The sequence below is a fragment of the Pseudomonas mandelii genome (assembly GCF_900106065.1).
In the GTDB taxonomy this organism is placed as follows: domain Bacteria; phylum Pseudomonadota; class Gammaproteobacteria; order Pseudomonadales; family Pseudomonadaceae; genus Aquipseudomonas; species Aquipseudomonas mandelii.
Genome location: NZ_LT629796.1, coordinates 3,062,714 through 3,087,596, shown reverse-complemented (window position 1 = coordinate 3,087,596; position 24,883 = coordinate 3,062,714). Strand labels below are relative to the sequence as shown.

General features: G+C 61.8%; 22 protein-coding genes. 14 read left to right on the top strand and 8 right to left on the bottom strand.

All coding sequences use genetic code 11. The annotated features are described in order from the left end of the window. Nucleotides 1-51: 51 nt before the first annotated feature. The 4 genes from ribBA to nrdR are packed head-to-tail and all read right to left on the bottom strand — an operon-like array spanning nt 52 to nt 3,463. Nucleotides 52-1,143, bottom strand: coding sequence for a bifunctional 3,4-dihydroxy-2-butanone-4-phosphate synthase/GTP cyclohydrolase II (gene ribBA, locus BLU63_RS14125; RefSeq protein ID WP_010467323.1), 1,092 nt, complete (start codon nt 1,141-1,143; stop codon nt 52-54). A 16-nt stretch (nt 1,144-1,159) separates the two neighbouring features. Further along, complete coding sequence (locus BLU63_RS14120) at nt 1,160-1,822, bottom strand: riboflavin synthase (RefSeq protein ID WP_010467322.1); 663 nt, start codon at nt 1,820-1,822, stop codon at nt 1,160-1,162. A 46-nt stretch (nt 1,823-1,868) separates the two neighbouring features. Next, nucleotides 1,869-3,002: a bifunctional diaminohydroxyphosphoribosylaminopyrimidine deaminase/5-amino-6-(5-phosphoribosylamino)uracil reductase RibD gene (ribD, locus tag BLU63_RS14115; protein ID WP_083375661.1), complete on the bottom strand. Its 1,134-nt coding sequence runs from the start codon at nt 3,000-3,002 to the stop codon at nt 1,869-1,871. After that, the gene (nrdR, locus tag BLU63_RS14110) at nt 2,999-3,463 is read right to left on the bottom strand and encodes a transcriptional regulator NrdR (protein WP_003228656.1); all 465 of its coding nucleotides are present in this window, start codon (nt 3,461-3,463) and stop codon (nt 2,999-3,001) included. Before nrdR ends, ribD begins: the two co-directional genes overlap by 4 nt. 128 nt (nt 3,464-3,591) lie before the next feature. On the opposite strand from nrdR, the gene BLU63_RS14105 reads away from it, so the two are divergent. From BLU63_RS14105 to trxA, 3 genes are all read left to right on the top strand, one after another. Next, a complete protein-coding gene (locus BLU63_RS14105; RefSeq protein WP_042932997.1) occupies nt 3,592-4,056 on the top strand; it encodes a YbaY family lipoprotein in 465 nt (154 codons plus the stop codon). Further along, a complete protein-coding gene (locus tag BLU63_RS14100) occupies nt 4,053-4,709 on the top strand; it encodes a class I SAM-dependent methyltransferase (RefSeq protein WP_083375660.1) in 657 nt (218 codons plus the stop codon). The genes BLU63_RS14105 and BLU63_RS14100 overlap by 4 nt, the downstream gene beginning before the upstream one ends. A gap of 186 nt (nt 4,710-4,895) precedes the next feature. Then, nucleotides 4,896-5,768, top strand: a complete 873-nt coding sequence (trxA, locus tag BLU63_RS14095; protein ID WP_077749238.1) for a thioredoxin — start codon at nt 4,896-4,898, stop codon at nt 5,766-5,768. Here trxA and BLU63_RS14090 read toward each other — a convergent pair. Continuing rightward, nucleotides 5,765-6,112 (bottom strand): hypothetical protein, encoded by a 348-nt coding sequence (locus BLU63_RS14090; protein ID WP_010467317.1) that lies wholly within the window; start codon nt 6,110-6,112, stop codon nt 5,765-5,767. The two genes, trxA and BLU63_RS14090, sit on opposite strands and share 4 nt — an antisense overlap. A gap of 134 nt (nt 6,113-6,246) precedes the next feature. Here BLU63_RS14090 and BLU63_RS14085 point away from each other — a divergent pair, with 134 nt between their 5' ends. The 5 genes from BLU63_RS14085 to BLU63_RS14065 all read left to right on the top strand — a co-directional run bounded on the left by BLU63_RS14085 (nt 6,247) and on the right by BLU63_RS14065 (nt 10,412). Then, complete coding sequence (locus tag BLU63_RS14085) at nt 6,247-6,825, top strand: DUF2796 domain-containing protein (RefSeq protein WP_077749239.1); 579 nt, start codon at nt 6,247-6,249, stop codon at nt 6,823-6,825. Between the two features lie 165 nt (nt 6,826-6,990). Then, nucleotides 6,991-7,701 carry an ABC transporter ATP-binding protein gene (locus BLU63_RS14080; RefSeq protein ID WP_077749240.1) on the top strand — a complete coding sequence of 237 codons (711 nt, stop codon included), beginning with the start codon at nt 6,991-6,993 and terminating at the stop codon, nt 7,699-7,701. Nucleotide 7,702: 1 nt separating this feature from the next. Next, complete coding sequence (locus BLU63_RS14075) at nt 7,703-8,968, top strand: ABC transporter permease (RefSeq protein ID WP_077749241.1); 1,266 nt, start codon at nt 7,703-7,705, stop codon at nt 8,966-8,968. 11 nt (nt 8,969-8,979) lie between these two features. Next, the gene (locus BLU63_RS14070; protein ID WP_042932995.1) at nt 8,980-9,492 is read left to right on the top strand and encodes a DUF3299 domain-containing protein; all 513 of its coding nucleotides are present in this window, start codon (nt 8,980-8,982) and stop codon (nt 9,490-9,492) included. A gap of 221 nt (nt 9,493-9,713) precedes the next feature. Then, a complete protein-coding gene (locus BLU63_RS14065) occupies nt 9,714-10,412 on the top strand; it encodes an OmpW/AlkL family protein (protein ID WP_010467312.1) in 699 nt (232 codons plus the stop codon). Between the two features lie 75 nt (nt 10,413-10,487). On the opposite strand, the gene BLU63_RS14060 is transcribed toward BLU63_RS14065, so the two are convergent. Then, nucleotides 10,488-11,417 (bottom strand): NAD-dependent epimerase/dehydratase family protein, encoded by a 930-nt coding sequence (locus tag BLU63_RS14060; RefSeq protein ID WP_083375659.1) that lies wholly within the window; start codon nt 11,415-11,417, stop codon nt 10,488-10,490. Beyond that, nucleotides 11,410-12,294, bottom strand: coding sequence for a sugar nucleotide-binding protein (locus BLU63_RS14055; protein WP_010467310.1), 885 nt, complete (start codon nt 12,292-12,294; stop codon nt 11,410-11,412). Before BLU63_RS14055 ends, BLU63_RS14060 begins: the two co-directional genes overlap by 8 nt. A gap of 308 nt (nt 12,295-12,602) precedes the next feature. Between BLU63_RS14055 and BLU63_RS14050 the strand changes: the two genes are divergently transcribed. Further along, nucleotides 12,603-16,928, top strand: a complete 4,326-nt coding sequence (locus BLU63_RS14050) for a DEAD/DEAH box helicase (protein ID WP_083375658.1) — start codon at nt 12,603-12,605, stop codon at nt 16,926-16,928. 97 nt (nt 16,929-17,025) lie between these two features. Here BLU63_RS14050 and BLU63_RS14045 read toward each other — a convergent pair whose 3' ends face one another. Further along, complete coding sequence (locus tag BLU63_RS14045) at nt 17,026-19,143, bottom strand: mechanosensitive ion channel domain-containing protein (RefSeq protein WP_010467308.1); 2,118 nt, start codon at nt 19,141-19,143, stop codon at nt 17,026-17,028. Between the two features lie 357 nt (nt 19,144-19,500). Between BLU63_RS14045 and BLU63_RS14040 the strand changes: the two genes are divergently transcribed. From BLU63_RS14040 to BLU63_RS14020, 5 genes are all read left to right on the top strand, one after another. After that, nucleotides 19,501-20,703 carry an MFS transporter gene (locus BLU63_RS14040; protein ID WP_077749244.1) on the top strand — a complete coding sequence of 401 codons (1,203 nt, stop codon included), beginning with the start codon at nt 19,501-19,503 and terminating at the stop codon, nt 20,701-20,703. A 124-nt stretch (nt 20,704-20,827) separates the two neighbouring features. Beyond that, nucleotides 20,828-21,754, top strand: coding sequence for a DUF72 domain-containing protein (locus BLU63_RS14035; RefSeq protein WP_010467306.1), 927 nt, complete (start codon nt 20,828-20,830; stop codon nt 21,752-21,754). Then, on the top strand, nt 21,751-22,548 hold the full coding sequence (locus BLU63_RS14030) for an endonuclease/exonuclease/phosphatase family protein (RefSeq protein ID WP_083375657.1): 798 nt from the start codon (nt 21,751-21,753) through the stop codon (nt 22,546-22,548). Before BLU63_RS14035 ends, BLU63_RS14030 begins: the two co-directional genes overlap by 4 nt. Then, on the top strand, nt 22,545-23,840 hold the full coding sequence (gene clsB, locus BLU63_RS14025; RefSeq protein ID WP_083375656.1) for a cardiolipin synthase ClsB: 1,296 nt from the start codon (nt 22,545-22,547) through the stop codon (nt 23,838-23,840). The genes BLU63_RS14030 and clsB overlap by 4 nt, the downstream gene beginning before the upstream one ends. After that, nucleotides 23,827-24,828 carry a lysylphosphatidylglycerol synthase domain-containing protein gene (locus BLU63_RS14020; protein WP_083375655.1) on the top strand — a complete coding sequence of 334 codons (1,002 nt, stop codon included), beginning with the start codon at nt 23,827-23,829 and terminating at the stop codon, nt 24,826-24,828. Before clsB ends, BLU63_RS14020 begins: the two co-directional genes overlap by 14 nt. Nucleotides 24,829-24,883 lie beyond the last annotated feature (55 nt).

Genomic DNA, 24,883 nt, shown 5'->3' with positions numbered 1-24,883 from the left:
ATCCCTCGGTGATGTGTTAGCCGCGAATCAAGGACTGGAAACAACCGGTCATTATTCGGAGGGCACGTATTCTACAACTTCCAGATCGAAACCGGATATCGCATTAAATTTCATTGGCGCAGACATCAAGCGCATTTTGCGCACGCCCAGGTCCCGGAGGATCTGCGAACCGGCACCGACGATGCTGTAGGTGGTCGGTTTTTTCACGATGGCCTGATCCGCGGTTTCACGGATGTGCGCCAGCAATACGTCGCCATCGAGCGGGTGACCGAGCAACAGCACCACGCCGCTGCCGGCCTCGGCCACCGCAGCCATGGCGGCGCGCAGGCTCCAGCGGCCCGGTTGCTTGACCATCAACAGGTCGCGCAGCGGGTCCATGTTGTGTACGCGAACCAGGGTCGGTTCTTCGGCGCACACGGTGCCCAGGGTCAGGGCCATGTGCACGTCACCTTCCACGGAATCACGATAGGTCACCAGGTTGAACTGGCCCAGTTCGCTGTCCAAAGGCTGCTCGGCAATCCGCTGAACGGTACGTTCGTGGATCATCCGGTAGTGAATCAGGTCGGCAATGGTGCCGATCTTGATGTTGTGTTCGGCCGCGAAGGCTTCGAGCTCGGTGCGACGGGACATGGTGCCGTCGTCGTTCATCACTTCGCAGATCACGCCGCTTGGCTCGAAACCGGCCATGCGCGCCAGGTCGCACGCCGCTTCGGTGTGGCCAGCGCGGGCCAGGGTACCGCCGGCCTGGGCCATCAGCGGGAAAATGTGGCCGGGGCTGACGATGTCTTCAGCCTTGGCGTCTTTCGCCGCAGCCGCTTGCACGGTGCGTGCGCGGTCGGCAGCGGAAATACCGGTGGTCACGCCTTCGGCCGCTTCGATGGACACGGTGAACTTGGTGCCGAAGCCGGAACCGTTGCGCGGCGCCATCAAGGGCAGCTTGAGCAGCTCGCAACGCTCGCGGCTCATCGGCATGCAGATCAGGCCACGGGCGTGCTTGGCCATGAAGTTGATGTGTTCGGCCTTGCAGCACTCGGCGGCCATGATCAGGTCGCCTTCGTTCTCGCGGTCTTCGTCATCCATGAGGATGACCATCTTGCCTTGGCGGATGTCTTCAACCAGTTCTTCGATGCTATTGAGCGCCACAAGGCACCCCCTTGGGTCAGGATTTGAGGTAGCCGTTGGCGGCCAGAAAGCTTTCGGTGATGTTTCCGGAGGTTGGCTCTGCGGCCTTGTCGCCCAGCAACAGGCGCTCCAGATAACGTGCCAGCAAGTCAACTTCAAGGTTTACCCGGCGACCTGGCTGGTATGACGCCATGATGGTTTCGCTCAGGGTGTGCGGAATGATCGTCAGCATGAACTCGGCGCCATCGACCGCGTTCACGGTCAGGCTGGTGCCGTCGACGGTGATCGAACCTTTATGGGCAATGTACTTGGCCAGGTCTTTCGGCGCACGGATGCGGAATTCCACGGCGCGCGCATTCTCGGTACGGGAAACCACTTCACCCACGCCATCGACGTGACCGCTGACCAGGTGCCCGCCGAGGCGAGTGGTCGGGGTCAGGGCTTTTTCCAGGTTCACCGGGCTGCCGCTTTTCAGGTCGTTCATGGCGGTGCAGTCGAGGGTTTCGCGACTGACGTCCGCCGCAAAGCCGTTACCCGGCAGCTCAACCGCCGTCAGGCACACGCCGTTGACCGCGATGCTGTCGCCCAGTTTGACGTCGCTCAAATCGAGCTTGCCAGTTTCTACGTGGACCCGCACATCACCGCCTTTTGGGGTCAATGCACGAATACTGCCGATGGATTCGATGATGCCGGTAAACATGGAGTTCTCCTCGAGAACAGGGCCGTCGCGTGGCGCAGGCCGGGAATTATACGCTCGCCGCTGGCGCAGGAATGGCGATGACTCGCCAGTCATCGCCAACCGCGCGAATTTCGGTGATTTTGAGCTCAGGCGCATCCTTCATTTGCGCGATCGGCCAGTCCAGCAGCGGCCGAGCCGAGGAGCCGAGGAACTTGCCGGCGATGAAAATCTGGAACTCATCCACCAGACCTTGCTGGGCAAAAGCCCCGGCCAGACGCGGGCCTGCCTCAACCAACACTTCGTTGACCCCGCGTGCAGCGAGTTCGACCAGCAATTTTCGCAGGTCAACCAAACCATCGTCGCCCGCCACGATCAGGCATTCCGGGCCGTTCGCGTACTGCTCTTCAATCGCCATGCAGGTGGCGACCAATGCCGGCCCGGCCTTGAAAAACGGTGCATCCAGCGGCACTCGCAGACGGCCGTCGATCAGCACGCGCAGCGGCGGACGGCTCATGGCCTGGGCCGTTTGCTCGGCGTCCAGGCCCAGCTCATCGGCACGCACGGTCAAGCGGGCGTTGTCCGCCAGCACCGTGTCGGCGCCGGTCAGCACCACGCTGGCCTGCGCCCGCAGGCGTTGCACCGCCGAACGTGCGGCCGGGCCGGTGATCCATTGGCTCTCGCCGCTTTCCATCGCCGTGCGACCGTCCAGGCTCATGGCCAACTTGACCCGCACGAACGGCAAGCCGTGTTCCATGCGTTTGAGGAAGCCTTGATTAAGCTTGCGCGCCTCGCCTTCCAGCACGCCACTTTCGATGGCGATGCCGGCCTGGGCCAGGCGCTGCAGGCCGCGACCGGCCACCGACGGGTTCGGGTCTTGCATCGCTGCGACAACCCGGGCGAGGCCGGCATTCACCAGCGCATCGGCGCAAGGCGGCGTATGGCCGTGGTGGCTGCACGGTTCGAGGGTCACGTAAGCGGTGGCACCTCGGGCCTTGTCGCCTGCGGCATGCAGGGCGTGGACTTCAGCGTGGGGCTCACCGGTGCGCACATGCCAGCCTTCGCCGACAATCTGCCCGTCACGCACGATCACGCAGCCAACGCGAGGGTTGGGGTGTGTCGTGTAATGGCCTTTGCGCGCCAGTTCCAGGGCGCGAGCCATGTAATGGGCGTCGAGGATGGCTTGTTCGGGGGACGTGGTCATTCTTTCACCGGCTCACGGGCCAGGCGATCGATCTCTTCCCGGAACTCGTTGAGGTCCTGGAAGCGCCGATACACGGAGGCGAAACGAATGTAGGCGACTTCGTCGAGCTTTTGCAGCTCGGCCATCACCAGTTCACCGACCACGAGGGATTTGACCTCGCGCTCGCCGGTGGCGCGCAGTTTGTGTTTGATATGCACCAGCGACGATTCGAGGCGCTCGACACTCACCGGGCGCTTCTCCAGCGCACGCTGCATGCCCGCGCGAAGTTTTTCTTCATCGAAGGGCTGACGGCTACCGTCGGTTTTGATCAGGCGCGGCAACACCAGTTCGGCGGTCTCGAACGTCGTGAAACGCTCGCCGCAGGCCAGGCATTCACGCCGGCGGCGCACCTGTTCGCCCTCGGCGACCAGACGCGAGTCGATGACCTTGGTGTCGTTGGCACCGCAGAAGGGACAGTGCATGGTGGCAGGCAACAAAAAAAGGGAGGGCCATGGTAGCGCATCCCCGTGGCAAGACAAGACATAGGGTTTACGGTATACAGACTGGCTATAGAGCTTGATCCATGGATTTCACCTTGCTGGAGCCGCAAATGTCCCTAAGACCACTCGTATTGCTCAGTGTTTTCAGCCTGCTGGTGGCCTGCAGCAGCGATGCGCCCAAGCCCCAGCCGCCAACACCAGGGCCCGCCCCACAGGCCGCGCAGAAAAAAGCCAAGGAGTCCGCCAACCTCGGCCCGTTGCCCGCCTATCAGCGTGAATTGAGCGGCACCCTGCAAGGCATACCGGCCGGCGCCGAAGTTGAACTGGCGCTGCTGGTGATCGATGCCCAGGACCGCCCGCAACAATTGCTCGCCAGTTCGAGCCTGATCGGCACCAATCAGCTTCTGCCGTTTCACCTGCGCTTCAACCCGGAATCGTTCCCTGCCGGCGTTCGCGTTGAATTGCGCGGTCGCGCCAGCCAGTCCGGCCAGTTGATTTTGCACCTGCCTTCGCAGGTCATTACCCAGCCGACGACCCAGGCCTTGGGTCAGCTGCAATTCGTCAAAGCCCCATGATTGCACCGCTCGACCTGCAACGGGCGTTGGGTGAATTGCTCGGTGATGCGCAGCTTGTGCCTGTTGCGTTGCCCGATACCGAGCTGAAACTCTGGCTGATCGACGGCGATAACATGGACCGCGCGTTCAGCCCGGAAGAAACCCGGCGGATTCTGCATGAACCGCCCTACTGGAGTTTCTGCTGGGCCAGCGGCCTGGCGGTTGCCCGCTATCTCGCCGCATTCCCTCAATGGGTCGAAGGCAAGCGGGTGCTGGATTTCGGTGCTGGCTCCGGGGTGGCGGGGATTGCGGCAGTAAAGGCCGGCGCGCTGGAAGTGGTGGCCTGTGACCTCGACCCGCTGGCGATTGCCGCGTGTCAGGCGAATGCCGAACTCAATGGCGTACACCTCAACTACTCGACGGATTTTTTCGCCGAAGCGGATCGGTTTGATCTGATTCTGGTGGCCGACGTTTTGTATGACCGGGCGAACCTGCCGTTGCTTGATGAGTTTTTGAGCCGGGGCCAGGAAGCGTTGGTGGCGGATTCGCGGGTAAGGGATTTCAGGCATCCGCTCTATCAACGTATCGAAATGCTGGAAGCGATGACCCTGCCGGATCTGGCCGAGCCTGAAGAGTTTCGGCATGTGAGCCTGTACCACGCGCGGCGCGGCTAAAAGCTTCGCGAGCAAGCTTCGCTCCTACAGGTTCGGCGTCGTTCTTCAAATCGGCGTGGGCCTGTAGGAGCGAGCGGTGCGGCGATCCGACTTGCCCGCGAAAGCGCCCTGTCAGACCGCCCACACTTTCAGCGATACCCTGCCAAGCCTTATAGTTGCCCCATTCACGCTTTTACGAGATCCCCCATGAGTCAGGAAACGCCGTACATCTTCGACGCCACGACCGCCGATTTCGACCAGTCGGTGATCGAGAACTCTTTCCACAAACCGGTGCTGGTGGATTTCTGGGCCGAATGGTGTGCGCCGTGCAAATCGCTGATGCCGCTGCTGCAAACCATTGCCGAGAGCTACCAGGGCGAATTGCTGCTGGCCAAGGTCAACTGCGATCTCGAACAGGACATCGTCGCCCGCTTCGGCATTCGCAGCCTGCCGACCGTGGTGTTGTTCAAGGACGGTCAGCCAGTGGACGGTTTTGCCGGTGCGCAGCCCGAGTCCGCCGTGCGGGCGATGCTTGAGCCTCATGTGCAAATGCCGCCACCCGCAGCGGCCGATCCATTCGAACACGCCCAGGCCCTGTTCGACGACAGCCGTTTCGCCGATGCCGAAGCCGCGCTCAAAGTGCTGCTGGGCGAAGACAACACCAACGCTGCCGCCTTGATCCTCTACGCCCGTTGCCTGACGGAACGGGGCGAACTGGGCGAAGCGCAAACCGTGCTCGACGCAGTGAAAAGCGACGAGCACAAAGCAGCACTGGCCGGCGCCAAGGCGCAAATCCAGTTCCTTGGCCAGGCCAAGGATTTGCCGGATGCCGCAGACCTGAAAGCGCGCCTGGCGAAAAACCCGCAGGACGATGAAGCGGTGTATCAACTCGCGATCCAGCAACTGGCCCGCCAGCAGTACGACGCCGCGCTGGATGCGCTGCTGAAGCTGTTCGTCCGCAATCGCAGCTACAGCGAAGGCTTGCCGCACAAGACCTTGCTGCAGGTGTTCGAACTGCTGGGCAATGATCACCCGTTGGTGACCACCTACCGCCGCAAGTTGTTTGCTGCGCTTTATTAACCTGCGTTGATCCAGCTATAGAGCGGCGTATCCCCGCCGCTCGACACCTTCACATCCGCGCAATGACGCAAACGCACCAGCAAGCGCTTGCCCGACGCCGCGCTGCCGGTCAGTCCTTCCAACTGATCCAGCAGATCCGGCCCGCTCAATTGCCCGGCCTTGCGCAGCAAATCCTTGGCGATTTGCCACAGCGCATCATCCTGATTCACCGGCTTGGCCGGGGCGTCACTGGCCTCAGGCTTGACCACCTGCAACTGCGCACCAAGCCGCGCCCAATCGCCGTCGTCCATCTCCAGCGTCAAATCCACCGGCCAGTCGCCGATGCTTCCGCGTATACGCAACATAAGTCTGCTCCTGCACATTTCTGACGAGCATGCTCCCATGTGACTTGCGCAACGCCAAGCAGACGGTCAAACTCCCCGCACTTTCGTTATAAGATTACATAACAAACTCTTCATTTTACTTTCGGAGACCCGCCATGCGCCGTCTGCTGCTCGCTCTGCCGTTCGCCCTGTTGCCGCTGACCGTCGCCCACGCGGCTGAAGAACATGATCATGACCATGAACACGGCAGCCTCAGCGCCCACGAACATGGCGTCGCTCGCCTGAATGCAGCGCTGGACGGTCAGACCCTGGAGCTGGAGCTGGAAAGCCCGGCGATGAACCTGGTGGGCTTCGAACACGCTGCCACCACTGACGCCGACAAGGCCAAAGTGGCCGCCGCTCGTGCGCAGCTTGAGAAACCGTTGGCACTGTTCAACCTGCCGAAAGCCGCCGGTTGCGTAGTGGCGACCCAGGAACTGGAAAGCCCGTTGTTCGGTGACAAGCCGGATGCTGATGACGATCACGATGCCAAAGACGAACATCATCACGACCACAGCGAAATCCACGCCCATTACCAATTCACCTGCTCAGCCCCGGGCGCGCTGAAAACCCTGGACCTGGCCAATATCTTCAACACTTTCCCAGCCACTCAGAAGATTCAGGTACAGCTGATCAGCCCGAGCGGGCAGCAAGGGGTTGAAGTGACGGCCAAGGCTGCCGCTCTCAAGTTCTGAGTTCACCACCGCCCCTGTAGGAGCGAGGCTTGCCCGCGAGGGCATTCTAATAGTCAACATCTCTGTTGAATGAGATGGCCTCTTCGCGGGCAAGCCTCGCGCCTACAGGGATCGGTGTTGGATGTGACATTGAGACAAGTACCCAAAACCCATGAAATCGGCGCTATGACCCAAGCACTCATCGAACTGTCCGACCTGGGCTTCAGCTGGCCCGGTCACCCGCCGCTGCTGGACATCCCGGCGTTTCGCCTGGAGCCCGGCGAAACCCTGTTCCTCAAAGGCCCCAGCGGTAGTGGCAAGACCACCCTGCTTGGCCTGCTTGGGGGCGTTCAGAAACCCGATCGCGGCAGCATCCGCCTGCTGGGCCAGGAGCTGACCGAACTCGGCGCCGGCGCGCGTGACCGCTTTCGCGTCGATCACACCGGCTATATCTTCCAGCAGTTCAACCTGCTGCCGTTTCTCTCGGTGCGCGAGAACGTCGAGTTGCCCTGCCACTTTTCCAAACTGCGCGCCGAGCGGGCGAAACAGCGCCACGGCAGCGTCGACCAGGCCGCCGCCACTTTGCTGGCTCACTTGGGCCTGAAGGATGAAAGCCTCCTCAGCCGCCGCGCCGATTCGCTGTCCATCGGCCAGCAGCAACGGGTCGCCGCCGCGCGCGCGTTGATTGGTCAGCCGGAGCTGGTGATCGCCGACGAACCGACCTCGGCCCTGGACTACGACGCTCGCGAAAACTTCATTCGCCTGCTGTTCGCCGAATGCCGTGAAGCCGGCTCGAGCCTGTTGTTTGTCAGCCATGACCAGAGTCTCGCGCCGCTGTTCGATCGCCACCTGTCGCTGGCCGATCTCAATCGCGCCGCCACCCCGTCCGAGGTCTGAGATGTATTTGTTTCGTCTAGCCATGGCCAGTCTGGCTAACCGTCGCTTCACCGCGATCCTCACCGCGTTCGCCATCGCCCTGTCGGTCTGCCTGCTGTTGGCCGTGGAACGGGTGCGCACCGAAGCCAAGGCCAGTTTCGCCAGCACCATCAGCGGCACCGACCTGATCGTCGGCGCACGTTCCGGTTCGGTGAACCTGTTGCTGTACTCGGTGTTCCGCATCGGCAACGCCACCAACAACATTCGTTGGGACAGCTTCGAACACTTCGCCAACAACCCGAAAGTGAAGTGGGCGATCCCGATGTCCCTCGGCGATTCCCATCGCGGTTATCGCGTGATGGGCACCACCGAGGCGTACTTCGAGCACTACCAATACGGCCATCAACAGCACCTCGAAGTGGCCGATGGCCGCGCCTTCGCCAGCGACCCGTTCGAAGTGGTGCTCGGCGCCGAAGTGGCCGATGCGCTGCATTACAAACTCGGCGACAAACTGGTTCTGGCCCACGGCGTGGCAGTGATCAGCCTGGTCAAGCACGACGACAAACCGTTCACCGTAGTCGGCATTCTCAAACGCACCGGCACCCCGGTGGACCGCACGCTGCACATCAGCCTCGGCGGCATGGAAGCGATTCACGTCGACTGGCACAACGGCGTGCCGGCCCAGGGCAAAGGCCGGATCAGCGCCGATCAGGCACGCAACATGGACCTGACGCCACAAGCGATCACCGCCTTCATGCTCGGCCTCAACAGCAAGATTTCGACGTTCGCCGTGCAGCGCGAGATCAACGAATTCCGTGGCGAGCCGATGTTGGCGATCCTGCCCGGTGTGGCGCTGCAAGAGCTGTGGAGTTTGATGAGCACGGCGGAAAAAGCCTTGTTCGTGGTGTCGCTGTTTGTGGTGCTGACCGGTTTGATCGGCATGCTCACGGCGATTCTCACCAGCCTCAACGAACGACGGCGCGAGATGGCGATTCTGCGCTCGGTCGGCGCCCGGCCCTGGCACATTGCGACGTTGCTGGTGCTGGAGGCGTTTGCCTTGGCACTGGCCGGCGTAATGGCCGGGCTGGGGCTCTTGTATGTGGGCATCGCCCTCGCCCAAGGCTATGTGCAAGCCAATTACGGTTTGTACCTGCCACTTGCCTGGCCCAGCGAGTATGAATGGACGCTGCTCGGTGGCATCCTGATCGCCGCGTTGCTGATGGGCAGCGTGCCGGCGTGGCGCGCGTATCGCCAATCCCTGGCCGATGGCCTGTCGATCCGACTATGAGGACGTTAATGATGCCCCGCGCTCTGCTTGCGCTGTTGATGCTGGTCGCCCTGCCGCTGTGGGCGGCCGAGCCGAAAGAGCTGACCTGGTCGGAAATGATCCCGCCGGACGCCGCACCGGAAGTGCCGAACATGACACCGCTGCACGACCTGTCGCAGATGAGCAGCGCGCTGGAATCGGCGCCCGCCGCCAGACAAGACATGCCCAATGCACCTGTGGTGAAAAACCTCGACGGGCAGAACATTCGCTTGCCGGGTTACATCGTGCCGCTGGAAGTGAGCGAGGAAGGTCGCACCACGGAGTTTTTGCTGGTGCCGTATTTCGGCGCCTGCATCCATGTGCCGCCACCGCCGTCGAACCAGATCGTGCACGTGAAAAGCGAAGTGGGCGTGAAGCTGGATGAGCTGTATCAGCCGTACTGGATCGAGGGCGCGTTGCAGGTCAAAGCGTCGACCAGCGAGTTGGCGGACGCGGGGTATCAAATGGAGGCGGACAAGATTTACGTGTATGAATTGCCGGAGTGAATCCGGCGATTCTGTATTGCTTGATCGATAGCTATCGCGAGCAGGCTTGCTACCACAGGGGATCACCTAATCTCTGTGGGAGCGAGCCTGCTCGCGATGAGGCCATCTGCCGCACCACAAAAACAAGGCCATCACTGTTTCATTGAGCTGAGTCAAAAGACCGTATCAGACGCCTCCGTACCATTGGACATCGAATATTTTTAACGTCCTTTGGAGCTCCTATGCACAAGTCCTTGCTCAGCGCTTCGCTGTTTGCCGTCGCGCTCGCAGCCCCGCTCGCTTACGCCCACGAAGCCGGTGACATCCTGGTTCGTGCCGGTGCAATCACCGTCAACCCGAAAGCCGACAGCTCCAGCGTCAAGGTCGATCAAGGCCCTCTGGCCGGCGCCGACCTGGGTGGCAAGGCGACCATGAGCAGCGACACGCAACTGGGTCTGAACTTCGCTTACATGATCGACAGCCACTGGGGGATCGAACTGCTCGCCGCCTCGCCATTCGAGCATGACGTGAAGATCAAAGGCACCGCCCTGGGCGCAGCCAACGGCAAACTCGGCACCCTGAAACACCTGCCGCCAACCCTGAGCGTTGTGTACTACCCACTGGACGCGAAGTCTGTATTCCAGCCATATGTCGGCGCCGGCATCAACTACACCTGGATCTACGACGAGCACGTCGGCAGCGAAGCACAAGCCAACGGCTTCAGCAATTTCAAGGCGGATAACTCTTGGGGCATGGCGTTTCAGGTTGGTGCTGACTATATGATCACCGACAACATCATGCTCAACGCCCAGGTGCGCTACATCGACATCGACACCACGGCGACCGTGGAAAACAACGCCGTGGCGCCGGGTACTCGTGCCAAGGTCGATGTGGACGTCGACCCGTTCATCTACATGGTTGGCCTGGGTTACAAGTTCTAAACCCACGCACAAAAAAAAGGCGCCTCGAAAGGCGCCTTTTTCATGATCGTTCCCACGCTCCGTGGTGGGAACGATCTATCGTCCCAACAACCGCGCCAAGCCAACATTCATCGGCGTCTGCTCAGGGTAGGTAAACCGCTCCAGCAACCGCCGATTGTTCGCTCGCGAGTGGCGGATGTCACCGGAACGTGCCGGGCCGTAACTCACCGGGGGCAATTGACCGACCACCACCTCCAGCGCCTCAAGCATTTGCTTGAGAGAAGTTGCCTGGTTCCAGCCGACATTGACCGCACCGACTTCGACCTGCGGTTGCTCGATGGCTTGCACCAACAAATCCACCAAATCTTCAACGTAGACGAAATCGCGTGTCTGCTCGCCATCGCCAAACACGGTGATCGGCAGGCCTTTCTGCGCGCGCTCGCTGAAAATACTGATCACGCCGGAATACGGCGAGGATGGATCCTGACGCGGTCCGAAAATGTTGAAGAAGCGGAAAATCACCGGCTCCAGACCATGCTGGCGACGGTAGAAATCGAAGTAATACTCGCTGGCCAGTTTGTCCGACGCATACGGTGTCAATGGCGCCTTGGGCGTGTCTTCATCGATCGACTCGCCTTCGCCATTGTTGCCGTAGACCGCCGCGCTGGAGGCGTACAGCACTCGCTTGACACCAGCCTGACGCATGGCTTCGCAGACATTCAGCGAGCCGATGAAATTGCTGCGGTGAGTCTTCACCGGATCGTCCACCGAGGCCTGCACTGACGCCACCGCGGCCAGATGCGCCACGGCGCTGCAACCGAGCATGGCCTGGGCCACCAGCGCAGCATCGGCGACGTCACCCACAATGAGTTCGACCTTGGGATTGTCCAGCGGCAGGTTGCTGCGTTTGCCGGTGGACAAGTCATCAAGAATTCGCACCGAATGGCCTTTGGCAAGCAAGGCATCGGTCAGGTGCGAGCCGATGAAACCGGCGCCGCCGGTGATTAAAACAGGGCCGTCAGCCATGGCGATAGAACCTATCCAGTAAGCCCGGGAGTGCCGCGCGCCAGGCGCGGGGCTTGATTCCGAAGGTGTGCAGTATTTTCTTGCAGGCCAGCACCGCGTGTTGCGGCTCTTCGGCGGCGTCCGGGCGCGCGGCGTGAGCCTGGGCGGTCGGCGCTTCGATGGCCAGCGGATGCAGGCTGCGGGCTTCGGTCAGGATCGCCTGCCCCAGCGCCAGCGGCGTGGTCGCCTCATGCCCGGCGTAATGATAGGTACCCCACAGCGGCGCCGCACAATCGAGCTGCTTGAGTACCGAAATGATCACCCGCGCCGCGTCGTCGACCGGTGTCGGGTTGCCCCGGCGGTCGTCGGCCATCAGCAATTCTTCAGGCTGTTCGGCGCGACCGAGGAAGCGCCCGAGGGTGCCGTCGGGGCTGTCATCGAGCAGCCAGCCGAAACGCAACAGCACGTGTTGCGGGCAGGTAGCGCGCACGCTTTGTTCGATCCGCCACAAGGCCTGACCGCGCAAGCCCAATGGCACCGGTTCGTCTTTTTCGCTGTAGGCGGTCGCCCGGGAGCCGTCGAACACGCGATAGCTCGACGGTTGCAGCAGCACGATGTTGTGATGCTGGCACAGTTCGGCCAGACGCTCGATCGCCCGCTCCTGCCCGGCCAGACGCTGTTCGCTAACCGTCTCCGCCTGAAACCAGTCGAAGTAGTAGGCGAGATTGATCAACGCGTCCGGGCGGGTGTCGTCGAGCAGTTGCGTCAGGCTCGCGGCATCCCAGCCGTCTTGCGGTGGGCGGGGGGCGAGGAAACCGATGTCTTCCTCCGCACCGAGGCGAATCAGCGCCTGCCCAAGGGCATTTCCGCCGCCCAGTAACATAAGGCGCATTCGCATAGAGTCAGCAGGCCCAGTCTGATTGGAACGATGGCTTTATCGACAGCGCCCGTGGGCGATGTCGTTGATAGTTGCCGGAATCGTTGCATTTTGCGGGTTTAGTGCGCAACCGTCATCCGTAAAGTGTAGATCCCCGGGATTTGTGGTGCCTGTCCCGACCCAATCGCGAGCAGGCTCGCTCCCACAGGGGGCTGCGGCGCACACAAATCCAATGTGGGAGCGAACCTGCTCGCGATGAGGCCATTGGAAACAATGAAGGTCTTGAGCGGTACTTGCATCTTCAGTCCCCCACCCGCATAAATTACCCAATGAATCTGCCCATCCCCACGGACGCGGCCCTGGCAGGCTTCCACCCCGCCGTCAGCGCCTGGTTCAGCAATACCTTCCCGACGGTCACCGCCGCCCAGGCCCGGGCGTGGCCGTTGATCCGCCAGCACCGCTCGACCCTGATCGCCGCGCCCACCGGGTCCGGCAAAACCCTCACGGCCTTCCTCGCGGTCATCGACGACCTGGTCCATCGCGGCCTGGAAAATGAAGGCGGGTTGCCCGACGAAACCCTGGTGGTCTACGTCTCACCGCTCAAAGCCCTGTCCAACGACATCCAGATCAACCTGCAAAACCCGCTGGCCGGCATCACCGAGCAATTGCGCGTCATGGGTCTGCCCGAATTGCAGATCAACACCGCCGTGCGCACCGGCGATACGCCGCAAAAAGACCGCTCGGCCATGCGCCGAACAGCGCCGCATATTCTGGTGACCACCCCGGAATCCCTTTACGTGCTGCTCGGTTCCGACTCCGGCCGGCAGATGCTCGGCACCACGCGCACGGTAATCGTCGACGAAATCCACGCCATCGCCGCCAGCAAACGCGGCAGCCATCTGGCCTTGAGCCTCGAACGATTGCAGGCGCTGTGCGCGGTCCCGCTGATGCGGATAGGCCTGTCTGCCACGCAAAAACCCATCGAAGCGGTCTCGCGCTTCCTTGTGGGCCGTGACCGCGAGTGCGAAATCATCGACATCGGCCACGCCCGCCCACGGGATCTGGACATCGAAGTGCCGCCAGTGCCGCTCTCGGCAGTGATGGCCAACGATGTCTGGGAACGGGTCTACGACCGCCTCGCTGCCCTTGCCCGCGAACACCGCACCACGCTGATTTTCGTCAACACCCGACGCCTGGCCGAACGCTTGAGCCGGCACTTGAGCGAACGCCTCGGCAAGGAGGCCGTCGCCGCGCACCACGGCAGCCTGGCCAAGGAGTTTCGCCTCGACGCGGAACAGCGGCTCAAGCGCGGCGAGCTGCAAGTGCTGATCGCCACGGCCTCGCTGGAGCTGGGGATCGACATAGGCGACGTCGACCTGGTGTGCCAGATCGCCTCGCCGCGCTCGATTGCCAGTTTTCTGCAACGGGTCGGCCGCTCCGGGCACCAGGTCGGCGGCACGCCCAAGGGCCGTTTGTTCGCCACCACCCGCGATGACTTGATCGAATGCGCCGCCCTGCTCGACTGCGTGCGCCGTGGCGAACTCGACACCCTGCAGATTCCCAAGGCGCCGCTGGATGTCTTGGCGCAGCAGATCATCGCCGAAGTCAGCTGCCAGGAATGGCAGGAGCAGGCCTTACTGGAGATGTTCCGCAAAGCCTCGCCCTACGCCGACCTCGACGAAAAGCATTACCAGGCGCTGCTGAATATGCTCGCCGAGGGCTACAACGGTCGCCAGGGGATTCGCAGCGCCTACCTGCACCGCGACGCCGTGACCCGCACGTTGCGCGGTCGTCGGGGCAGCAAACTGACGGCGGTGACCAGCGGCGGAACGATTCCGGACAACGCCGATTACAGCGTGCTGCTGGAGCCTCAGGGGCTGAACATCGGCAGTGTCAACGAAGACTTTGCCGTGGAAAGCATCGCCGGGGATATCTTCCAGTTGGGCAATACGTCGTACCGGATCCTGCGCGTCGAAACCGGCAAGGTCCGGGTCGAAGATGCTCAGGGCCAGCCGCCGACCATTCCGTTCTGGCTTGGGGAAGCACCGGGACGCAGCGCTGAATTGTCATTCGCCGTCGCGCGCCTGCAAGCGCAGCTCGATGACCTGCTCGGCGCCACACCGGGTAACTTGCAACCGGCCATCGACTGGCTGACCGACACCCTCGGCCTGAACCTCGCCAGCGCCGAGCAACTGGTGGATTACCTGGCCCGCGCACGCCTGACATTGGGCGCCCTGCCCTCGCAAGACACGCTGCTGATGGAACGGTTTTTCGACGAATCCGGCGGCACACAACTGATCATCCACTCGCCGTTCGGCAGTCGCATCAACCGCGCCTGGGGACTGGCCTTGCGCAAGCGGTTCTGCCGCACCTTCAACTTCGAATTGCAGGCCGCCGCCAGCGAAGACGCAATCGTGCTGTCGCTGTCCACCAGCCACAGCTTCGAACTCGACGACGTCTGGCGCTATGTTCACAGCAACACCGCCGAGCACCTGCTGATCCAGGCGATACTCGATGCGCCGCTGTTCGGCGTGCGCTGGCGCTGGAACGCCGGGGTCGCACTGGCGCTGCCGCGTTACACCGGAGGGCGCAAAGTCGCGCCGCAGATCCAGCGCATGAAAAGCGAAGACCTGATCGCCAGCGTGTTTCCCGATCAGATTGCCTGCGTGGAAAACCTCGCCGGTGAACGCGAAGTGCCCGAGCATCCGCTGGTGGAGCAAACCCTCGACGATTGCCTGCACGAGGCCATGGACAGCGAAGGCTGGCTGGCGTTGTTGCGGCGTATGGAAAGCGGCGACGTCCGACTGATCAGCCGCGATTTGCCGGCGCCCTCGCCGCTGGCAGCAGAAATCCTCAGCGCCCGCCCCTATACCTTTCTCGACGATGCGCCGCTGGAAGAACGCCGCACCCAAGCGGTGCTCAACCGGCGCTGGACCGACCCGCAGTCCACCGACGACCTCGGTGCGCTGGATGCCGAAGCGATTCAAGCGGTGCGCGACGAAGCCTGGCCAGCCCCGACGGGCGTCGATGAAATGCACGAAGCCTTGATGAGCCTGGCGTGCATCACCGATGCCGAGGCACAGGCCAATGCGCATTGGCTCGACTGGCTCAACGTCCTCGCTGCAAGCGGTCGCACCAGCCGTTTGCAGCTCAATGCCGGGCAATCGCTGTGGTTGGCGTTGGAGCGTCTGACCTGCCTGCGGGCGATTTATCCACAGGCAGATTGGCTGCCTCCGCTGGAGGCGCTACCGGGATTCGATGAGGTCTGGGAAACGGACGAAGCCGTGCTGGAAGTGATTCGCGCGCGGCTCAGTGCGTTTGGCCCACTGCCGTTGCAAGCGATTGCCGAACCTTTGGGATTGCCGGCCATTGAAGTCACCCAAGCGCTGGCGCAACTGGAGCGCGAAGGTTATGTGCTGCGTGGTCAATTCACCCCTGGCGCCACTGAGGACGAATGGTGTGAGCGGCACCTGCTGGCGCGGATTCATCGCTACACGGTCAAGCGTCTGCGACGGGAAATCGAACCGGTGGCGTTGCAGGATTTCATGCGCTTTCTGTTCGACTGGCAGCACTTGTCCGCCGCGACGCAAGGCCAGGGCAACGCGGTGCTGCCGGCCATCGTCGCGCAGTTCGAAGGCTATCCCGCTGCCGCTTCAGCCTGGGACAGCGACATTCTGCCGATGCGGATCAAAGGCTATTCGGCAAGTTGGCTGGACGACCTGTGCCGCAGCGGCAAGCTGGTCTGGACCCGCCTGACCGCGCGCAACAAGACGGCCGGCACGGCGTTGCGCAGTACACCGATTCTGCTGCTACCGCGCAGCCAGGTCGGGTTGTGGAGCAGCCTGACCGAGCAGACCCCGGTCAGCGAACTGTCGCCCAAGACGCAAAAGGTCTACGAAGCACTCAGCCAACATGGCGCGCTGTTTTTCGATGAGCTGATTCACGAGGCGCACCTGCTGCGCACCGAGCTGGAAATCGCCTTGCAGGAACTGGTCGGCGCCGGACTGGTGAACGCCGACAGTTTCGCCGGCCTGCGAGCGCTGATCACCCCGGCCAGCAAGCGACAGAACCGCAGCAGCCGACGTGGGCGTGGGGCGTTTGTCGGCGGGATGGACGATGCCGGGCGCTGGGCCTTGCTGCGACGTGGTCCTGCCGCGCCGGTTGTGGATAACAAACGCCCGACGCCGACGCCGAGCGACACCCTGGAACACATCGCCATGACGTTGCTGAGACGCTACGGCGTGGTGTTCTGGCGCTTGCTGGAACGGGAAGCGGATTGGTTGCCGAGTTGGCGGGAATTGCTGCGCACGTTCCATAGGCTGGAGGCTAGGGGGGAGATTCGCGGTGGACGGTTTGTCAGCGGTTTGGCTGGCGAGCAATTTGCGTTGCCTGAGGCCATTCCATTGCTGCGCGAAGTCCGGCGCCGACCGCATGACGGGAGTTTGATCGCGGTATGCGGGGTTGATCCGCTGAACCTTGCCGGGACGCTACTGCCCGGAGCGAAGGTGCCGGCGTTGGCGAGTAATCGATTGGTGTATCGGGATGGTCTTCCGGCTGCCGCCGAAATCGCTGGGAAGCAGGTTTTCTGGGTGGAGCTGGATCAGCAATCAGCTGCTGAATTACACAACAAGCTTATCCGCCACAATCCCCTGTAGGAGCGAGGCTTGCCCGCGAAGAACGAAGACACGGTTCTACTGATACACCGCGGTGCGCCCTTCGCGGGCAAGCCTCGCGCCTACAAGGTTTGCGGTGTTATTGAGTACGCGGCTGATCCGGTAACAACACCGGCGAATTCTCCGGCGCCGGCCCGTCGTCTTCCTGCCCGGCCATCGCCTGCCTCGGCATCAAAACCTGCTGTGGATAAGTCTGCGCGAAATGCACGCACGGGCTGTTATCCACAAGCTTCTTCAACCGTTGGTTAAATGCCCGGCTCACCGCATATTGCCCACCCGACACCGTGCGGAACTGCGCCGTCAGCACCACGCCGTTGAGGTCCATTTTGTCGACGCCAAACACATCCAGCGGCCCTTGCAGGTTGTACTTGAGAAACGCGTCCTCGCGGATCGAATCCCCCGCCTCACGGATCAGTTCGATCGCTTTGTCGACATCGGTGTCGTAGGTGAACTGCACCGAGAAAAACGCATAGGCAAACTGCCGCGATTGGTTGGTCACGGCCTTGATCTGCCCGAACGGCACCGAGTGCACGAAACCCTTACCGTCCCGCAGGCGCAAGGTGCGGATGGTCAGGCCTTCGACCGTCCCGGCATGGCCGGAGTCGAGCACCACCCAGTCGCCGATCGACAGCGTGTCTTCGATGATGATGAACAACCCGGTGATCACGTCCTGCACCAATTGCTGCGAACCAAAACCGATGGCCAGGCCGACCACGCCGGCACCCGCCAGCAACGGCGCAACGTTGATCCCAAGGTTGGCCATGGTGGTAATTGCGCAGATCACCACCAGGATGATTTTGATCGCGTTGCGCAGCAGCGGCAGGATGGTTTTGACCCGCGTACTCGGCTGCGTCGTGCGTTTGTTGACCGGCGGTTTCAGCGCTTCCTGGATCGCCGTATCGAGCACCACCCACAGCAACCAGGTCACCAGAAAGATCAGCCCCATGCTGCTCAACGAATCACTGATCGCCCGCCCTACCTTGTTTTGCTCGGCGAATTCGAACAGCGACACGCCCCAGATCCGCCCAAGGATTTCGATGAAAGCCACGGCCATGATGATTCGTAGCAGCGCATGCAGCAGACTGAGAAAACGCTCCTTGTAAGCGCTGCTGCGCTGGATCGCTTCAACCTGGCGCGACTTGAACATGTGCTGGAAAATCGTGCTGAGAAACACCGTGGCGATCAGCAGGATAGTGGTGAACAACGCACAGCGCAGCGCCTTCTGATTGTCATCGCCGACGCCGAGCAGGTTGATCGCCGAAACCATCACCATCAGCAGGATCGGCCAGTACCAGAGCCCGGAAAAGATCCGCAGGGATTCCTGCAGCGACGGCTGTTTGAGGCGCTGGGCCAAGGGCCGGTTACGGATCAGATGCGCCACCGGGCGCCTCAATCGAATCACCAATAAGCCGAAGATGATCGAGACGAAAAAACCGGTGAGCACGGCAGCGCTGCTGGTGATGTTACCGCCCAGTTGCCGGGCGATCTGCGGGCTGGTCAGCGCATCGCTGAGCGCGGCAAGGAAACCGATCAGGAACAGCGGTCGTGGGCAGAAATCGCGGATGATCTGCACCGCCGTGCGCTTGTGGCCGGTGTTGAACATGACAATCACGCAGAGCAGCATCGAGGTCGAAAAAATGCCGCTGCTGGTGGCGTAGGCGAAACACAGCGCCAGCGCACGGCCCACCGAGGCAGGCAGGAAATGGCTGACGTAAAGGGTCAACGGCAAGCAGATCAGGGCCGGTAGCGTGTAAGGCAACACATAATTGAGCAGATCCTGACTGCGCTGGCGGGTTCGCAGAAAGCGGCCCTGGTTCAAGCGTTTGGCGAGTATCCCACCGAGCACGGTGAGCAAGGCAAAGCTGCCGAGCCAGACGCCGGACAACATCAGGAAGTCGCCAATCACGCTCCAGCCGGAACGGTTAGAAGGTCGATTGACCAGTTTGTCCACCTCATTCGCCGCCCGGTCCGCCCGCAGGCGCCAGGCATCGACCAGGTCTTCGTTGAGGTCGAGCTTGTCCTGAACGTCGTCGATGCTGGAGCTGATGGCCCCGAGCAGGCCGCCCTGGACCAACGGTTCAGGCGTAGCAGGCTCCTCGGCAGCGGCGGGAACACCCGGCAGCGTGACGGCTTCCAACTCGTTGCTGCCCAGAAACAGCAACGCCCCCAGCAGTATCGCGGTCTTGAACTTGAGCAAAACGGGAAGCTCCTTGGGAAGGGTCTGTAAGGAACTGATCGGGAAATGGCGGGCAAGTTCGGTTTTCACCCCGAGATAACGGCCAGCAAGTTCCCCTATGGCGAGGGAGCTTGTTCCCGCTGGGGTGCGAAGCGCCCCCCAAAAACCTGCAAACCTGGCTCCTCAGATACAGCATGCGATATGGCATTTGCGACTGCTGCGCAGCCGAGCGGGAGCAAGCTCCCTCGCCACAGGGTTTCATTTGCCCGCGAGATATTTGACCTGCACGCAAATATCAAATGCCCACCCCTCTATTTTTCCGCACAACCCAAACCCCGACACTGCGCTCCATCAATCAAACCCACCGGAGTTGCAGTCATGCCCATTGCCTTGCTCGCGCTGACCCTCAGCGCCTTCGCCATCGGGACGACCGAGTTCGTCATCGTTGGCCTGTTACCCACCATCGGCGCCGACCTCGGCGTCAGCCTGCCGTCCGCCGGCCTGCTGGTCAGTCTCTACGCCCTGGGCGTCGCCATTGGCGCCCCGGTGCTGACCGCCCTCACCGGCAAAGTCCCGCGCAAATTGCTGCTGTTGTCGCTGATGGTGCTGTTCACCCTTGGCAACCTGCTGGCCTGGAAAGCCCCCGGCTACGAATCACTGATCCTGGCGCGGATCGTCACCGGCCTCGCCCACGGGGTGTTTTTCTCGATTGGCTCGACCATCGCCACCAGCCTGGTGCCAAAGGAAAAAGCCGCCAGTGCGATCGCTATCATGTTCACCGGCCTGACCGTGGCGCTGGTCACCGGCGTACCGCTGGGAACCTTCATCGGTCAGCATTTCGGCTGGCGTGAAACCTTCCTCGCCGTGTCCGCCTTGGGCGTGATCGCCTTTATCGGCAGCCTGCTCTACGTGCCGAAAAACATCGCCCACAGCAAACCGGCTTCGCTGTTGCAGCAATTGCAGGTGCTCAAGCAGCCACGTCTGCTGCTGGTGTACGCCATGACCGCGGTCGGTTACGGCGGCTCGTTCATCGCTTTTACCTTCCTGGCGCCGATTCTCCAGGACATCTCCGGCTTCAGCGCCAGCACGGTCAGCCTGGTGTTGCTGGTCTACGGCATCTCGGTGGCGGTCGGCAACATCTGGGGCGGCAAACTGGCGGACAAGCGCGGCCCGATCAGCGCCCTGAAAATCATCTTCGCCTTGCTCGCGGCGGTGCTGTTCGTGTTGACCTTTACCGCTGGCAACCCATGGCTGGCGCTGGCTACCGTGCTGGTCTGGGGCGCAGTCGCGTTCGGTAACGTGCCGGGGCTGCAAGTCTATGTGGTGCGTCAAGCCGAACATCACACCCCGCATGCGGTGGACGTGGCGTCGGGGCTGAACATCGCGGCCTTCAACCTTGGCATTGCCGGTGGCGCGTGGGGTGGCGGCTTGATCGTGGCTCACATGGGCCTGATCCATACCGCCTGGATTGGCGGGCTGGTGGTGTTGGCGGCCTTGGCGCTGACAGCGTGGAGTGGACGTCTTGACCGACTCGGCCCGGTCTACGCCGAAAGCACGACCCGCATCGTCGCCGGACACTAACCCCACAGAAGGTCGGTATGGTTTTCCGGAACGCACACCGTCCGTAGCCCCGTCGAAACTTTCTCGGTTGCCCCACGGTCATCAAAAGACAGAGGCAACCGAGGACCATTAGACGGGAGGCGATATGGCGGCGATTCACATTGGTATTTCAGGCTGGCGCTACACACCCTGGCGGGGAGGTTTCTACCCGAAGGGGCTGACCCAGAAGCGCGAATTGCAATTTGCGTCCCGGGCGGTCAACAGCATCGAAATCAATGGATCGTTTTACGCCCTGCAACGGCCTGAGCGTTACGCCCAATGGTACGCCGAAACCCCGGCGGACTTCGTGTTCAGCGTCAAAGCCCCACGTTTCATCACCCACATCAAGCGTCTGCGGGACATTCATACACCGCTGGCGAATTTCTTTGCCTCCGGGATTCTGGAGCTGAAAGAGAAACTCGGCCCGATCCTCTGGCAGTTTCCGCCCAACTTCAAATTCGATGTCGAGTTGTTCGAAAGCTTCCTCAAGCAATTACCCCACGACACCCAGCAAGCAGCCGCCCTCGCCCGCCAGCACGATTCGCACCTGCACGGCCCCGCCAGCATGAAGGCGTACAAGAAAAAGCCCCTGCGCCACGCCGTTGAAATCAGAAACGAGAGCTTTATTGATCCAGCGTTCGTGCGCCTGCTCAAGCGCTACAACGTGGCCTTGGTTATCGCCGATACCGCCGGAAAATGGCCGTACCGCGAAGACGTCACCAGTGATTTCGTCTATCTGCGCCTGCACGGTGCCGAAGAACTCTATGCCAGCGGCTACACCCCTGAGGCGCTGGAACGCTGGGGCGAACGGATCGACGCCTGGAACCATGGCCAGCAACCGGCCGATCCGCAGCTGATTGCACCTGGGCAAAAGCCGAAAGCACGCAAGTCCCGGGAAGTGTTCTGCTATTTCGACAACGACATCAAAGTCCGCGCGCCTTTCGATGCGCGGCGTTTGCTTGAGCACTTCCACCTCGACAAAGACCTCGCCACCCGTCCCGGTGAACCGGTCGCCGAAGGAGTGCTGTCATGAGTATTTCCGAACCGGTCGGCAGTACCGACGAACAGCAACCCGTCATCACCGCCGTGCGCCGTTTCACCGTACTGACGGTCAACACCCACAAGGGGTTCACCGCGCTCAATCGGCGTTTCATCCTGCCGGAATTGCGCGAAGCGGTACGCAGTGTGTCTGCCGATGTGGTGTTTTTGCAGGAAGTCCACGGCACCCACGAAGACCATCCGCAGCGGTACGACAACTGGCCGACGATGCCGCAGTACGAATTCCTCGCCGACACCCTGTGGCCACAATTTGCCTACGGCCGTAACGCGGTGTACCCGGCGGGTGATCACGGTAATGCGCTGCTGTCGAAGTTCCAGATCATTCGCCATGACAACCTCGACGTATCGATCAGCGGCCATGAGAACCGCGGCATCCTGCATTGCGTGCTGCGCCTGCCGGGCGATGGCCTGGAAGTGCACGCCATTTGCGTGCATCTGGGGCTGCGTGAGAGCCACCGCACGGAACAACTGAAGTTGCTGGCGCGACGCCTCGAAGACCTTCCGGTCGACGCCCCGGTGATTGTCGCCGGCGACTTCAACGACTGGCGCCAGCGTGCCGATGCGTTGCTCAAGCCCTGTGGCCTGCGCGAGGTATTCGCCGAGCACCACGGCAAACCGGCGCGCAGTTTTCCAGCGCGACTCCCAGCGCTACGCCTGGACCGCATCTATGTGCGCAACCTCAAGGCCAGCCGTCCGCAAGTGCTGGCGGCACGTCCCTGGTCACACCTTTCCGACCACGCACCGCTGTCGGTGGAGATCGAGCTATGAGCAGCGCCCCGATGGAAAAAGCCACCGTTGAACACGTGCCGACTACCCCGCCGGTGCGTGAGCCCGGCGTGGTCGACGTCGAATACGGCTGGCAGGGCAACAACCTCGTGGAAATGCTGGAAAACGGCGAAGCCTATTTCCCGCGAGTGTTCGAAGCCATGCGCCAGGCCAAGACTGAAATACTCCTGGAAACCTTCATTGTGTTCGAGGACAAGGTCGGCAACGAGCTGCAGCAAGTGCTGGTCGAAGCCGCGCAACGCGGTGTACGGGTCACCGTCAGCCTCGACGGGTTTGGCTGTGGCGAGTTGAGCAACGGCTATCTCGCAACGTTGAGCGAGGCCGGCGTTCGCCTGCAAATATTCGATCCGGCGCCCAAGCTTCTGGGGATCCGCACCAACTGGTTCCGACGTCTGCACCGCAAGATCGTGGTGGTGGACGGCACGATCGCGTTCATCGGCGGGATCAACTTTTCCGCCGACCATCTGGCCGATTTCGGCCCCGAGGCCAAGCAGGATTACTCGGTTGAAGTGCAAGGCCCGGCGGTGGCCGATATCCATCACTTCGCGCTGCTGCAATGTGGCCGCCCGGCCCGCGCCAAATACTGGTGGCAACGCCGCCGGCAGCGACGCTCGGAACTGGCCTTCAGCGACCACGACGGCCAGGTTCGCCTGGTGTACCGCGACAACGGTGACCACCGGACGGATATCGAAGAGGTTTACCTTCAGGTGCTGCGAAGCGCCCAACGCCGGGTCGTGATCGCCAACGCCTATTTCTTTCCGGGTTACCGCTTGCTGCGCGAAATCCGCAACGCCGCTCGTCGTGGCGTCGACGTGCGCCTGATTCTGCAGGGGCAACCGGACATGATGGTGGCCAAACTGGCTGCGCGCATGACCTACGACTATTTGCTCAAGTCGGGCGTGCAGATCTTCGAATATTGCGAACGCCCGCTGCACGGCAAAGTCGCGCTGGTGGATGAGGACTGGAGCACCGTCGGCTCAAGCAATCTCGACCCGTTAAGCCTGTCGATGAACCTGGAAGCCAACGTGTTGATCCGCGACCGAGCCTTCAACCAAGATCTGTTCGAACGGCTTGAGGTGCTGAGCAATAACCACTGCAAAGCCATGTCAGCGGACACGTCGCCGCGCGGAAGGATCTGGCACATGACCGTCGGCTTTCTGGTGTTTCACTTCCTGCGTCACTTCCCGGCATGGGCCGGTTGGCTGCCTGCGCATAAACCACGCCTGAAACCCTTCACCCATCCGGCCGGGAGTGACCACCATGAACCGCGTTGAAGCGCACTCGGCACCTCAAGACGGCAGCACAACACCTGTCCCGGAAAAGAAGACACGCTGGAGCCGCTGGAAAAAACCGCTGACGATGCTGTTTTTCCTGGCGCTGATCGTGCTGCTGACGATGCTTGCCCAGCGCATCGAATGGGACGAAGTGTTCCACACCCTGGCCAATTTCAAGGTGCGCACGCTGATCATTGCGTCCGGCCTGACGCTGGTGAGTTTTCTGGTGTATGCCTGTTTTGATCTGATCGGCCGCACCTACATCCGCCAGGACCTGACCTGGAAACAGATCCTGCCGGTGGGGATCATCAGCTACGCCTTCAACCTGAACCTGAGCGCGTGGGTCGGCGGGATTGCCATGCGTTATCGCCTGTATTCGCGGCTAGGGGTGAGCAAAAGCAACATCGCGAAAATCCTCGGGCTGAGCCTGGCGACCAACTGGTTCGGCTACATGGTGATTGCGGGCGCCGTGTTCAGCAGCGGACTGGTCAGAATGCCGCCGGGCTGGAAGTTGAGCAGCGGTGCCTTGCAAGTTGTGGGCGTGTTGTTACTCCTGGTGAGCGCGGGATATCTGGCGGCGTGCCAGTTCTCCAAACGTCGGGAATGGGCGATACGCGGGGTGGAAATCAACCTGCCGTCCTTGCGCATGGCGATGCTGCAACTGGCCCTCGGAGCGCTGAACTGGTCGCTGATGGCGGCGGTGATCTTCACGTTGCTGCCTAACAAGCTGGATTACCCATTGGTGCTGGGCGTGTTGCTGATCAGTGCGATTGCCGGGGTGATTACCCATATTCCTGCCGGGCTTGGGGTCCTGGAGGCGGTGTTTGTGGCACTGCTGCAACATGAAGCGTCGCGGGGAAGCCTGGTGGCGGGATTGCTGGCTTATCGGGCGATCTATTTCATCTTGCCGTTGCTGATTACGTTGGTGATGTATCTGGTGGTGGAGGCCAAGGCGAAGTCGCTGCGGATTGCCAAGAAACCTTCCTGAGATTGTTGGGGAGGCGGATGACGCTTTCGCGGGCAAGCCTTCGAAAGCGTCCGCA

Coding starts and splice junctions, on each gene's coding strand:
- BLU63_RS14020 (WP_083375655.1), top strand. CDS start 23,827: ATGAACCGCGTTGAAGCGCACTCGGCACCTCAAGACGGCAGCACAACA.
- BLU63_RS14085 (WP_077749239.1), top strand. CDS start 6,247: ATGCGCCGTCTGCTGCTCGCTCTGCCGTTCGCCCTGTTGCCGCTGACC.
- BLU63_RS14100 (WP_083375660.1), top strand. CDS start 4,053: ATGATTGCACCGCTCGACCTGCAACGGGCGTTGGGTGAATTGCTCGGT.
- BLU63_RS14070 (WP_042932995.1), top strand. CDS start 8,980: ATGCCCCGCGCTCTGCTTGCGCTGTTGATGCTGGTCGCCCTGCCGCTG.
- trxA (WP_077749238.1), top strand. CDS start 4,896: ATGAGTCAGGAAACGCCGTACATCTTCGACGCCACGACCGCCGATTTC.
- BLU63_RS14090 (WP_010467317.1), bottom strand. CDS start 6,112: ATGTTGCGTATACGCGGAAGCATCGGCGACTGGCCGGTGGATTTGACG.
- BLU63_RS14080 (WP_077749240.1), top strand. CDS start 6,991: ATGACCCAAGCACTCATCGAACTGTCCGACCTGGGCTTCAGCTGGCCC.
- BLU63_RS14065 (WP_010467312.1), top strand. CDS start 9,714: ATGCACAAGTCCTTGCTCAGCGCTTCGCTGTTTGCCGTCGCGCTCGCA.
- nrdR (WP_003228656.1), bottom strand. CDS start 3,463: ATGCACTGTCCCTTCTGCGGTGCCAACGACACCAAGGTCATCGACTCG.
- ribD (WP_083375661.1), bottom strand. CDS start 3,002: ATGACCACGTCCCCCGAACAAGCCATCCTCGACGCCCATTACATGGCT.
- BLU63_RS14120 (WP_010467322.1), bottom strand. CDS start 1,822: ATGTTTACCGGCATCATCGAATCCATCGGCAGTATTCGTGCATTGACC.
- BLU63_RS14105 (WP_042932997.1), top strand. CDS start 3,592: ATGTCCCTAAGACCACTCGTATTGCTCAGTGTTTTCAGCCTGCTGGTG.
- BLU63_RS14055 (WP_010467310.1), bottom strand. CDS start 12,294: ATGCGAATGCGCCTTATGTTACTGGGCGGCGGAAATGCCCTTGGGCAG.
- BLU63_RS14030 (WP_083375657.1), top strand. CDS start 21,751: ATGAGTATTTCCGAACCGGTCGGCAGTACCGACGAACAGCAACCCGTC.
- BLU63_RS14050 (WP_083375658.1), top strand. CDS start 12,603: ATGAATCTGCCCATCCCCACGGACGCGGCCCTGGCAGGCTTCCACCCC.
- clsB (WP_083375656.1), top strand. CDS start 22,545: ATGAGCAGCGCCCCGATGGAAAAAGCCACCGTTGAACACGTGCCGACT.
- BLU63_RS14060 (WP_083375659.1), bottom strand. CDS start 11,417: ATGGCTGACGGCCCTGTTTTAATCACCGGCGGCGCCGGTTTCATCGGC.
- BLU63_RS14075 (WP_077749241.1), top strand. CDS start 7,703: ATGTATTTGTTTCGTCTAGCCATGGCCAGTCTGGCTAACCGTCGCTTC.
- BLU63_RS14035 (WP_010467306.1), top strand. CDS start 20,828: ATGGCGGCGATTCACATTGGTATTTCAGGCTGGCGCTACACACCCTGG.
- BLU63_RS14040 (WP_077749244.1), top strand. CDS start 19,501: ATGCCCATTGCCTTGCTCGCGCTGACCCTCAGCGCCTTCGCCATCGGG.